This window comes from Paenibacillus elgii NBRC 100335, from assembly GCF_004000865.1.
GTDB lineage: Bacteria > Bacillota > Bacilli > Paenibacillales > NBRC-103111 > Paenibacillus_G > Paenibacillus_G elgii.
The window spans coordinates 14826-25650 of sequence record NZ_BIMB01000034.1; the positions used below are offsets into that span (position 1 = coordinate 14826).

Consider the following 10825-nt stretch of genomic DNA (forward strand, 5'->3'; position numbering starts at 1 on the left):
CAACCCCTCCATTTCGATCAGACCGCTAAAGCTTTCTTTTAAAAAACAAGGAACACAGCGTGTTCCTCGTTACCTTGCATTTATATTGTTAAATTACAGTTTAACTTGGGACATAACTTCTTCCGCGAAGTTTTCTTGTTTCTTCTCCAGGCCTTCTCCGAGCTCAAAACGAACGAAGCGGCGGATCGACAAGTTTTCGCCGATCGTTGCGATGTTTTCTTTCAGCACTTCTTCTACGGTTTTGTCCGGGTCTTTTACGAAAGGCTGCTCAAGCAAGCAGTATTCCTCGTAGTATTTCGCCAGACGGCCTTCGACGATTTTCTCGACGATTTTTTCCGGCTTGCCTTCGTTCAGCGCTTGGTTCGTCAAGATTTCGCGCTCTTTGTCCAGAGCTTCTTGCGGAACTTCATCACGGCGAAGGAATTTCGGGTTGGAAGCTGCGATGTGCAGAGCAACATCGCGAACAAACGTTCTGAACTGCTCGTTTTTCGCAACGAAGTCAGTTTCGCTGTTTACTTCAACCAATACGCCGATTTTGCCGCCAGCGTGAATGTAGGACTCGATCATGCCTTCCGTTGCAACGCGTCCTGCTTTGTTAGCTGCTGCGGAAAGACCTTTTTCACGCAAAATTTCGGCAGCTTTGGTCAAGTCGCCGTTTGCTTCTTCCAATGCTTTTTTACAATCGAGCATGCCTGCTCCTGTTTTTTCACGCAATTCTTTTACCGATGCTGCACTAACTGCCATGATTTGGCCTCCTTGGAATGTGATATGTATTCCCAAAAAAAGGGCGGTGAAAGGATTTTGCACCTTTAAACCACCCTTTCTCGTATTCAATGCATTAAGCTGAAGTTTCTTCGCCTTGGTGAGCTTCGATAACTGCGTCAGCAATTTTAGCCGTCAGCAATTTCACGGCACGGATTGCGTCGTCGTTACCAGGGATCACGTAGTCGATTTCGTCCGGATCGCAGTTTGTGTCTACGATACCGACGATCGGAATACCAAGCTTGCGTGCTTCCGCAACAGCGATGCGCTCTTTGCGCGGGTCGATGACGAACAGTGCGCTTGGCAGACCTTTCATATGAGAGATACCGCCCAAGAACTTCTCAAGACGATCTTTTTCTTTGCGAAGAATGATAACTTCTTTTTTCGGCAGCACTTCGAACGTGCCGTCTTGTTCCCATTTTTCCAGTTCGTGCAAACGGTTGATCCGTTTTTGGATCGTTTGGAAGTTAGTCAGCGTACCGCCGAGCCAACGTTGGTTGATGTAGTACATTCCGCAACGCTCAGCTTCTTCTTTAACCGAATCCTGAGCTTGCTTTTTCGTACCTACGAACAAGATCGTGCCGTTTTCTGCGGCTACGGACTTGACGAAGTTATAAGCTTCCTCAACTTTTTTGACCGTTTTTTGCAGGTCGATGATGTAAATTCCGTTTCTTTCGGTGAAGATGTATCGATCCATTTTCGGGTTCCAACGACGGGTTTGGTGACCGAAGTGTACCCCAGCTTCGAGCAGCTGTTTCATGGAGATAACTGCCATCCTCACGCACCTCCTCTAAATTGGTTTTTGTGGTTTCCTCCGCCGATCGCATCTCCCGGTAAAACTCCTTGACCAAGACGCTTAAAAAAGCATCTGTCGAAGCCAGTGGGAGCACCATTACCGGAATTAATCGACGTGTGGTTTTTAACACCGAAAATTACTATACCATAACTGACAACCGTATGCAACACCCGCGGCAGTTCGATGAAAAAAGACAAAGTCAGACCCCGCCCGCCGGAGTCTGATCGTTTTAGGGTGTCGTTAAATTGGCGATAACTTGCGGCAGCTCTTGAGCCCCCTTGAATACATGCAAGCCGGAGATGATCTTATCGTTCATCTGCTTTTGCTTCATCGTATCTACAAAGGTGGCCTTGTCGGCAATAACGCCGCTCTGCTGCAGCAAATCGGCAACCTGGGCCGCAGTCATACCTTTGGAGACATAAATGTATGTTTCCTTATCTGGTGCGGCAGACTGCGGCTGTGCGGCTTGCTTGTCTCTCTCTTCTTTCAGCTTCTGCGCGATCATGGCATCGACCTGCGGCTGGTCGTACAGCTTTTGACTTTTGTCATACACGTTAAAATAGGTAGAAGCAACTTCCTTAAGCCGGACGCGGTCCATCTCCTCGGGCGCCTGTCCTGCCGCGGGCTGCTTGGAAGCGGCGCTGCTGGACGGAGCAACCGCATTCATCAGCTGAAGCAGAACGGCACCCAAAATCAAACCGGTGCCGAGCCCGTACAGAAGCGATTTGTTCTTAAGCATTCGACCGTTCCTCCTGTTTGGCAAGCTGCAGGATCAGACTGATTTCCCCTTTGTTCATGCCCAGCTTCTTGGCGATATAGTCCGTCGATTTGCCGGACTCGTACAGTCCGAACAGCTCGCCGTAACGCTCTTTCATATTCATCGGAGCTTTGTTCGCCGCTTCCGGCTGCTTGTCAGGTGCGGAAGACTCCGTATAGGCCGACGATACCGCAGCAGCCCCAGCGCCTGCTCCCAACGCCTCTCCCGGCTTCGACGCGTCCGCTTGAAGGGACAGGCGCCGCTGTTCCTCCGAGAACGTCAGCCGGCCCAGTTCGTGCCGCAGCTCCTGACATTGCTTTTCAAGCGTTTCCACACGCGAGGTCAGTTTAGCCGTATGCTCCTCGTAAGTTTGTTTCGTCCCGGAGAACAGCTCGATCAGCGCTTTGTTCTGCTCCTCAAGCTCCATGGCCAAGTGATCCATCGCCTGCTCCATCTCTTTTACGATGGCGCCTTCGGGCTTGGCCGCTCCTTCGGATTTTCGCGGGATAATCTTTGCATAGACCACGATTAGAAGCCCGACCAGCACGATGTATACCCAAGGTTGGTCCAATTGCATTCACCTAGTTTCACAGCAAAATAGTTATAGGGTCAAGTCGATATGATGCCCTTTGAACGGATGCTCCGGTGCGGTGTCGCCGGGAGCCTGTTTGGCTTCTTCGGCCGACTTTTTCGCCCCGCCGTTGCCTCGGGGTTCCCTTTCGCCCGAACGGCCCGACTGATCGTCTTTGATCGAAGCTTGACTGGCCTCCTCCGTTTTGGCGCTGACCTGACGTTCTTTTATCGTCGACTTCTCGTTGGAGCTGTTCAGCATGGCCTGGTCTTCCACTCGCTTTTGCACCATTTGATGCTGCTTCAGACCTGCTTCGTCGTTCTTATGAAGCGCAAACTGCATTTCAACCGGTTTCATGCTCACCGGCATCCCCTCCTTCGAGCTATACGCGTACGTCAGCCTTTATACGATAGGAAGCATCGCGATATCTCCGTCAATCAATTGAAACCTAACGCGGGGAGAAGTATCTTTTATGAATTTGGTATATCGGCCGATCACGATTTTCGTTCCGCTGTAGGCGTTGGAAATGACTTCGACCTTTGCTTTTTCCGAGTCCTCCAGCGATTTCTCAATTTCCAGCATGCGCTCTCTGGAGCTCGCAATTTCTTCCGTCACCTGTTTCTTGGTGTGGTTCAGCTTAACCCGCATCGCCACTTTGTCCGGCCCAAGCTGCCCGGCAGCCGCCAATTGGTCGAGCAGCACGAGCGCTTTGTCCGTTTTGTCCAAGTTCTCGCTCAAGGCTCTTTGTTGGATGCGAAGTTGCTGAAGCTCGTTGCGGAGCTCCGGCAGGACGCCGACTTCGATGACCGTGGCCGTCGACATGGAGTTGCCGATCGTTCGGGCAATAACCACGTCGCCCGCTTGAATCATTCCTCCGACAATCAGTCCCTTGGTGCCTTTGCATACAACTTGTTTGCCGGCACGCACCTGGGAGTGCATAATGCTCTGGCTGACCAGCACTTCCTCACCCGCATAGATGTTGGCATCTTGGATAAAAGAGCTTTTTACCCGTTTTCCGGCACGGATCGTTCCTTTGTTATGCCCAAGGATCCCTGCACTGATCTCGATGGAACCATCTGCCTCCAGGTCTGCGGCGTCCACGCTGCCCGTAATGCGGATATCTCCCGCCGCTTTGATGCGAAAGCCCGGCAGAACGTTGCCGCGAATGACGACGGACCCGACAAAATCAATATTTCCGACATTATAGTCGACATCCCCGTTCACTTCAAAGATCGGAAAAACATTGATTTTATCCCGGTCCGTCTTGGTAACCATTCCGTCAATGGCAGCATAAATGGCCGTCTGCTCCGGATCGGTCACGACATTTTTGCCGAGCTTCAAACGCGCATCCTTCCCGTCCTTCGCAAAAAGCGTTTCTCCGGTTACCGCGCGTCCCGGGACGCCTAAAGCGGCCGGAATTTTTTGGGCGATCAACTGTCCCTTTTTCACGTTATGGATCGTTGTCACTTCTTTATAATCGACCTTGCCGTCCTCCAGCTCAGCGGGGCGTTTGGATTTATCGTCCAAATCATACATCAACTGGACACGCCCGTCCTGGCCGTTCTTCGGCGCATCACCTTTGGCGATTACCGTCTGAGCGAAAAAGAACGCCTTCGGATCGTCTACGATCGCGGCGATTTTCTCCTCATCTATACCGTATACGATGTGATACGAGGCGATCAATTCCATAAGCTGTCCTTTGGAGACGCGGAACGAATCCTCGCAATTCGCAAACTTGAGGTAAGCGAACTGCTTGTCGTCGGACAACGAAATATCCATATAATAGCTGAGCGGCATCGCCAGATCGGCCATCATTCTCCCCACTTTCCGACCCCTTAGTCATAAAATAGCTGCGACTTATGACGGCTCAAAGAACCTTTTAACCGCAGAATCGCTTTTGAGTGCAGCTGTGATATTCTGGATGGGGAAAGATTCATGACTTCGGCGATCTCGCTTAAAGACAATTCTTCGTAGTAAAAGAGGGATACGACAGTCCGCTCTTTTTCCGTCAACCGTTCGATAGCTTTAGCTAACGTTTCCTTTAAATAGACTTCATTTACTTTGGATTCCGGACTTTTCGCCTTTTCGTCAATTAACAAGGAAAGCCGTGTCTCCGAATCTTCCTCCCGGATAGGATCGTCGATTGAACAGACGGTCGTCACCGCGATTTCCTGGACCATCTGTTGAAACTCCTGCTCGCTGACATCCAGATAAGAGCTGATTTCGCTATCGGTTACGGAACGCAAGTATTGCTGTTCGAGCTTTTGATAAGCGTCCTCGATCTTCTTGGCCTTTTCCCTTACGGAACGGGGAACCCAGTCCCCTTGACGGAGCCCGTCGATCATCGCCCCGCGAATGCGCCAGGAGGCATACGTTTCAAATTGCAGTCCCCGCTCGTAGTCGAACTTTTCGATGGCATCGATCAAGCCCATAATACCGCAGCTGGATAAATCTTCTTTCGAAACGTTTTTAGGCAGACCAATGGAAAGACGACCCGAAACGTAATCTACGAGCGGCAAATACGTTTCGATGAGTGCCTGCTTCGCTTTCAACTGTCTGTCTTCTCTCCATTGCTTCCAAACATCGATATTCGCCAAATGGGATTTTTGCGCGATCATGACAGATAGTCACCATCCTTATTCTTCAGACATTCGGCGAACCGCCTGTGCCAATTCGTCAGGACTCCCTTGGATCTTCGTTGACAGCTTCGGCGGATTCAGCGGGGAAAAATCGGTATCAGCAGCGTCCTTCGGACCCGGCGACGGTTTCAACATCTGATGCAGCTCCGCATCCTGATCGGGCGTTACAACATCGACCGCCGTCCCTTTAAGCTCATCCTCTTCTTCCGAATGCTCAGGAATCGGAGCGCCCGCGAATCCGGCAACCGTGCCAAGCAGCCAACGGAACAAAAATACGATTACAAATATCAGGACAAAGCTGTAGAAGCTGCGAATCAAGGTAGTCAGCCAAATATTGTCGGTTATCGACAAGGCAAAGGTAATGACGAAAGCCGCGGCTCCTACAATAAAGTTCCAACGTATCGATCCGATCATAGGTTTACAATTCCTTCACTCCGTGTTGTACGCTGCGAATCATAAGCATACCGGATTCGCAGTCGAATTCGATGGTTCGTCCGTAATTGCCGCCGGTATCTTCAGCAATAATCGGGATCTTGTAACGGCCGAGCATTTCCTTGCAGGACTCGACATTCCGCGGTCCGATCCGCATCGTGTCCGATTGGGAGCCGAACGCGAACATTTGTGCGCCTCCGGCCATTTTGGCAACCATGTGCTTCACTTGAGCCCCAAGATCCTCCATCAGGCGAATCATTTCGGGGATTGCCGTATCGGCATATTTCGCGATGTTCAGCTTTCCTTCTCTGGCAATATCCGAGGTCGGCAGCATGACGTGGGCCATTCCGGCTACTTTGGCCCTGGCATCGAACAAGGTAACGCCCACGCAAGAACCGAGCCCCGTCGTTTTGAGCACACCGGTCAAGTGAGCGACGTTCAGGTCGGCCATTCCTACTTTAATCAGGTTGTCTTGGATCATGGAGTATGCACTCCCAAAGCAACGAAAATACGTTCGAAGGATTCCGGGTCCGGGATGAGGAAGAAATGCCCTTCCACCTCGTCGCTTCCGTCGAGAAACTTCGTGTCGATCAAGAGCGCCTGGTCTCCCATTTGACCGAATTGGAGCAGGCCGTAGCTCAGAATCGCTCCCGCCATATCAATCGCAAGCGACGGAACGGTGGGCTGCATGTTCAGCTGTGTGAAATCCGCCAGCGACGATAAGTACGAGCCCGCCAGAATGTTCCCGATCTCGTTAAGTGCGGACAACTCCATTTCGGAGTACTCTTCGCCCTCCACCGCGTCCATTCCAACCAAGTTGCGAAGAAGCTTCTTGGCCGGCTCGAACTTCAGAATAAAGAATAAATTTCCCGGCGTTTCCCCTTCGACCCTCAGAAATATAGCGATAACGGCTTGCTCGGCTCCTCCTACGCTGTCGGCGATTTCTTCGAAAGGAACCATTCGTACTTTCGGCACAAGCATATCTACAGGTTTATCGAGCAGTTGCGAGAGCGCAGTAGCCGCATGTCCGGCACCGATATTTCCGACTTCCTTCAGCACGTCCATTTGAAAATCGGCAAAAGAATTAAATGCTTCCACTAGGCCTACTCCTCTACATTCTCCAGTTGAATGATCTCGCTCTTGCTCAATACTTCCTGCAGGTTCAGCAGCACAAGCAGCCGGCTTTCGCCTACTTTGGCAATCCCGCGAAGGTACTTGGCCTTAATGCCGCCTACGATTTCCGGCGGATCGTCGATATGGTCCGAATCCACATCGATGACGTCGTTGGCCGAATCGACGATCAGGCCGACTTCGATGTCGCCGACGGCAACGATAATGATCCGCGAGTTGTCGGTATACTCGCTCTCCGGAAATCCGAAGCGGCCGCGCAGATCGATGACGGGCGTAACAACGCCGCGCAAATTGATAACGCCTTTGACAAATTCAGGCGTTTTCGGAACCCGGGTCATCGGCTGCATCCGTTCAATGGTGCGGACCTTCTCGACCTCTACCCCGTATTCTTCCTTTCCTAAAGTAAACACGATGACTTTCAATTCTTCTCCCATGCTCGCAGCCTCCTTAAGTTATCGCGTGAATGTAGCCGTCTTTGCGTCCCGCTATTTAATCAAGGCATTCGTATCGATAATTAACGCGACTTGTCCGTCTCCTAGAATGGTTGCGCCGGAAATCGCAAACAGCTTGGTCAAATATTTGCCGAGCGTCTTCAGCACGATTTCCTGCTGGCCGATAAATTCGTCGACGACGAGCGCGGCCATTTTGTCGCCTTTGCGTATGATGACCACTTGCGTTTCGTTCTCGGAAATATTCGTTCCTCCCGGCACATCGAACAGATCGGCCAAGGATACGAGCGGGATGACCCCGGTACGGTACTCGACCATGCGATTGCCGTGAACCGAGCGGATCTGTTCTTGACGGACAGCCATCGTTTCCACAATGGAAGAAAGCGGAATAGCATATTTCTCGTTATTGAGCCGGATCAGCATCGCCGAGATAATCGACAGCGTCAACGGCAGCTGAACGGAAAATTTAGAGCCTCTCCCCCATGCCGAATCGACTTGGACTTGTCCGCCGAGACTTTGAATCTTCGTCTTCACGACATCAAGTCCGACCCCGCGCCCGGAAATGTCCGATATTTTATCCGCCGTGCTGAAGCCGGAGGCAAAAATCAACTGATTGACCTCGTCATCCGTAATGCGTGCGGCTTGCTCCTTGGTCAAAACGTTGTTTTCCAGAGCCTTTTTCAGGACTTTGTCCCGGTTAATGCCACGTCCGTCTTCCTCGATCTCGATAAATACATGATTTCCGCTATGATACGCGCGAAGATGAATCGTTCCGGTCTCGGGCTTTCCGAGGGCAAGGCGCTCGGCAGACGGCTCCACGCCGTGGTCGACGGCATTCCGAAGCAAATGCACCAAAGGATCGCCGATTTCGTCGATGACCGTCCGATCCAATTCGGTATCGGCGCCGGTAATAATCAGATCTACCTTTTTATCCAGCGTCTTCGCGACATCCCGGATCATGCGCGGGAAACGGTTGAAGACGGTATCGATTGGGACCATGCGCAGCTTTAGTACGATATTTTGCAAATCGCTGCTGACCCTGGACATATGCTCGACGGTTTCCGTCAGCTCGCTGCGGCGAATTTCACTCGCAAGCTGCTCCAATCGTACCCGATCGATCAGCAGCTCGCTGAACAGGTTCATTAGCGTATCAAGCCGCTCGATGTCGACGCGGATCGTTCGTCCGGCAACAGGAGCACCGCCAGCGGCAGGCGCTTTTTTAGCTTCCTGCTTCGGCGCTTCCTGCGTCGATGCGACTGCTGTCTCGGCTTGAGCCTGTGCCTGTGCGGCCGCTGCGCCAGACCCGGAAGGCGGACTCATGAGCTCCGTCAGCTTGGCCTGATCCAAAACGATAACGTCCACTTTATCGATTTCGGATACGCTCGCGACTTGCTTATGCAACTCGTCGGTATCGATTTGAGATATGTAATAAACGACAAACGATTGATCGAATCGCTCCTGCTCGATATCTTCCACAGAAGGGTTCGATTTGATGACCTCCCCGTTCTGCTCGAGCACGTTGAATACCATATAAGCGCGCGCCGCTTTTAACACGCAATCTTGGCGAACGGTTACTTCGAGGCGGAGCACTGGAATGCCCGCTTCGATGGACTGTTGAAGAATCGAATATTGAAATTCGTCAAGCTCTCCCCCGGCGACAGTTACCTGCGCCGCTTTCGCCGTCGTGCCTCTGGCTGCACCACCCTTGGTGTAATCGCCGGAAACGATGGACTTCAGCGCAGTGACGATTTCGGTTACGTCCGCTTGACCTGTGCCGCCTTGAATGATGTCCTCCACCATGGATTCCAAGGAATCCAAACTTTTGAACAGGCAGTCGAAAATAAACGAATCCATCTTCAGCTTATGGTTGCGGACGAGGTCCAACACATTCTCCATCTCGTGAGTCAGCGACGCCAGATCCTCGAATCCCATCGTCGCCGACATGCCTTTCAACGTATGCGCCGACCGAAAAATATTTTGCACGATCGTAATGTCTTCCGGGCTGCTCTCCAGACTGAGGATCTGTTCGTTCATCGCTTGCAAGTGATCTCTCGACTCATCGATAAACATCGAGAGGTATTGATTCATTTCCATATCTACACCTCCATCATGGTAATTGCTCTATCAAGGCTTACCCGGAAGTCAGGGCTCGCGGGCGACGGCTTGTACCAGCTTCGCGGTAATTTCCTGCTGGGGGAGCACATGCGTTACGCATTTCAGCTCCACCGCCGCACGGGGCATCCCGTAAACGATGCAGGTATCCTCCGATTCGGCAATCGTCGTTACGGCTCCGGATTGCTTTAGCGCCAGCATCCCTTTGGCTCCGTCGGAGCCCATTCCGGTCATGAGCACGATGTGGCGTTTAAGCTCCCTCATCGGCAGCAGCGATTCGAAAAGCACGTCCACCGACGGCCGGTGTCCGCCACGCGGATCTTCCTTTGTCAGATGGATCTTGTAAGAATGGTTCCCATTGCGGGCTACGGTCATATGATAGCCGCCAGGGGCCACATAAGCGGTACCGCTCTCCAGAATCATGCCGGCTTCCGCCTCAACCACCCGCAGCCTCGAAACGGAATCTAGCCGCTGTGCCAGCGACTTGGTAAAGTTAGGAGGCATATGCTGGACGATAACGACGGGAGCGGGAAAGTACTCCGGGAAATCGGACAACACCTGATGCAGCGCCCGAGGCCCCCCAGTTGAGGTGCCGATGGCGACGATATGTTCGAATCCAGCCGCACCTGTAGCGGGGCGCCGTTCCATTCTTGAGGCCGGTTCCGAGAACGGCCGCGGATCTTTCGGCACCTCCGGCGCTTTAGGCGACGGTTTGCTCAACGCGGAACGAGACAGCTTGCGCATGTTCGTTTTTACCGCGATGTGCAGTTTTTCGAGCAGTAAATGCTTGACTTTATGCAAATCGAGTGAAATCGAACCCGACGGTTTTCCGACGAAATCGACAGCCCCCCATTCGAGCGCTTTGATGGTCTCCACCGCGCCTTCCTGGGTCAGACTACTTAACATAATGACCGGAACAGGGTGCTCATTCATGATCGCGCGAAGCGCATCCAACCCGTTCATTTCCGGCATCTCAATGTCCATGGTGACAGCATGGGGGTTCAATTTTTTGACCAGCTCGACGGCTTCCTTGCCGTTTTTTGCGGTTCCTACTACCCGCAGCGCCGGGTCCCCCGATATTAGGTCGGTGATGATTTTTCTCATAAAGACCGAATCATCCACCACAAGCACATCGTAAGGCTGCATACGTTTCACTCCTCTGCGTTGTGTCTGATT

13 protein-coding genes are annotated in these 10825 nt (G+C 52.1%); all 13 read right to left on the bottom strand.

Going from position 1 to position 10825, the window contains the following annotated elements:
* Positions 1-93: 93 nt before the first annotated feature.
* Positions 94-744 (bottom strand): translation elongation factor Ts, encoded by a 651-nt coding sequence (gene tsf, locus PEL01S_RS22345; protein WP_063186392.1) that lies wholly within the window; start codon positions 742-744, stop codon positions 94-96.
* Positions 745-838: 94 nt separating this feature from the next.
* Entirely contained in the window at positions 839-1537 is a 699-nt protein-coding gene (rpsB, locus tag PEL01S_RS22350) for a 30S ribosomal protein S2 (RefSeq protein WP_025850723.1), read from the bottom strand.
* 250 nt (positions 1538-1787) lie between these two features.
* Positions 1788-2297, bottom strand: a complete 510-nt coding sequence (locus PEL01S_RS22355) for a hypothetical protein (protein ID WP_063186390.1) — start codon at positions 2295-2297, stop codon at positions 1788-1790.
* Positions 2290-2886 (bottom strand): hypothetical protein, encoded by a 597-nt coding sequence (locus PEL01S_RS22360; protein WP_223275768.1) that lies wholly within the window; start codon positions 2884-2886, stop codon positions 2290-2292. Before PEL01S_RS22360 ends, PEL01S_RS22355 begins: the two co-directional genes overlap by 8 nt.
* Before the next feature lie 30 nt (positions 2887-2916).
* Entirely contained in the window at positions 2917-3243 is a 327-nt protein-coding gene (locus PEL01S_RS22365; protein ID WP_223275769.1) for a hypothetical protein, read from the bottom strand.
* Positions 3244-3288: 45 nt separating this feature from the next.
* Positions 3289-4698, bottom strand: coding sequence for a flagellar assembly protein A (locus tag PEL01S_RS22370; RefSeq protein ID WP_063186384.1), 1410 nt, complete (start codon positions 4696-4698; stop codon positions 3289-3291).
* Between the two features lie 23 nt (positions 4699-4721).
* Positions 4722-5504: a FliA/WhiG family RNA polymerase sigma factor gene (locus PEL01S_RS22375; RefSeq protein ID WP_054972313.1), complete on the bottom strand. Its 783-nt coding sequence runs from the start codon at positions 5502-5504 to the stop codon at positions 4722-4724.
* Positions 5505-5522: 18 nt separating this feature from the next.
* On the bottom strand, positions 5523-5939 hold the full coding sequence (locus PEL01S_RS22380) for a hypothetical protein (protein ID WP_063186383.1): 417 nt from the start codon (positions 5937-5939) through the stop codon (positions 5523-5525).
* 4 nt (positions 5940-5943) lie between these two features.
* Complete coding sequence (locus PEL01S_RS22385) at positions 5944-6438, bottom strand: chemotaxis protein CheD (protein ID WP_063186381.1); 495 nt, start codon at positions 6436-6438, stop codon at positions 5944-5946.
* Entirely contained in the window at positions 6435-7055 is a 621-nt protein-coding gene (locus PEL01S_RS22390; protein ID WP_010491272.1) for a chemotaxis protein CheC, read from the bottom strand. The genes PEL01S_RS22385 and PEL01S_RS22390 overlap by 4 nt, the downstream gene beginning before the upstream one ends.
* Positions 7056-7060: 5 nt before the next feature.
* Complete coding sequence (locus tag PEL01S_RS22395) at positions 7061-7522, bottom strand: chemotaxis protein CheW (protein ID WP_063186379.1); 462 nt, start codon at positions 7520-7522, stop codon at positions 7061-7063.
* 51 nt (positions 7523-7573) lie between these two features.
* Positions 7574-9631 carry a chemotaxis protein CheA gene (locus PEL01S_RS22400; RefSeq protein ID WP_127461907.1) on the bottom strand — a complete coding sequence of 686 codons (2058 nt, stop codon included), beginning with the start codon at positions 9629-9631 and terminating at the stop codon, positions 7574-7576.
* A 48-nt stretch (positions 9632-9679) separates the two neighbouring features.
* Positions 9680-10795, bottom strand: coding sequence for a protein-glutamate methylesterase/protein-glutamine glutaminase (locus PEL01S_RS22405; protein WP_127461908.1), 1116 nt, complete (start codon positions 10793-10795; stop codon positions 9680-9682).
* Positions 10796-10825: the final 30 nt, after the last annotated feature.

Coding starts and splice junctions, on each gene's coding strand:
- PEL01S_RS22400 (WP_127461907.1), bottom strand. CDS start 9,631: ATGGAAATGAATCAATACCTCTCGATGTTTATCGATGAGTCGAGAGAT.
- PEL01S_RS22375 (WP_054972313.1), bottom strand. CDS start 5,504: ATGATCGCGCAAAAATCCCATTTGGCGAATATCGATGTTTGGAAGCAA.
- rpsB (WP_025850723.1), bottom strand. CDS start 1,537: ATGGCAGTTATCTCCATGAAACAGCTGCTCGAAGCTGGGGTACACTTC.
- PEL01S_RS22405 (WP_127461908.1), bottom strand. CDS start 10,795: ATGCAGCCTTACGATGTGCTTGTGGTGGATGATTCGGTCTTTATGAGA.
- PEL01S_RS22365 (WP_223275769.1), bottom strand. CDS start 3,243: ATGAAACCGGTTGAAATGCAGTTTGCGCTTCATAAGAACGACGAAGCA.
- PEL01S_RS22370 (WP_063186384.1), bottom strand. CDS start 4,698: ATGGCCGATCTGGCGATGCCGCTCAGCTATTATATGGATATTTCGTTG.
- PEL01S_RS22395 (WP_063186379.1), bottom strand. CDS start 7,522: ATGGGAGAAGAATTGAAAGTCATCGTGTTTACTTTAGGAAAGGAAGAA.
- PEL01S_RS22385 (WP_063186381.1), bottom strand. CDS start 6,438: ATGATCCAAGACAACCTGATTAAAGTAGGAATGGCCGACCTGAACGTC.
- tsf (WP_063186392.1), bottom strand. CDS start 744: ATGGCAGTTAGTGCAGCATCGGTAAAAGAATTGCGTGAAAAAACAGGA.
- PEL01S_RS22355 (WP_063186390.1), bottom strand. CDS start 2,297: ATGCTTAAGAACAAATCGCTTCTGTACGGGCTCGGCACCGGTTTGATT.
- PEL01S_RS22380 (WP_063186383.1), bottom strand. CDS start 5,939: ATGATCGGATCGATACGTTGGAACTTTATTGTAGGAGCCGCGGCTTTC.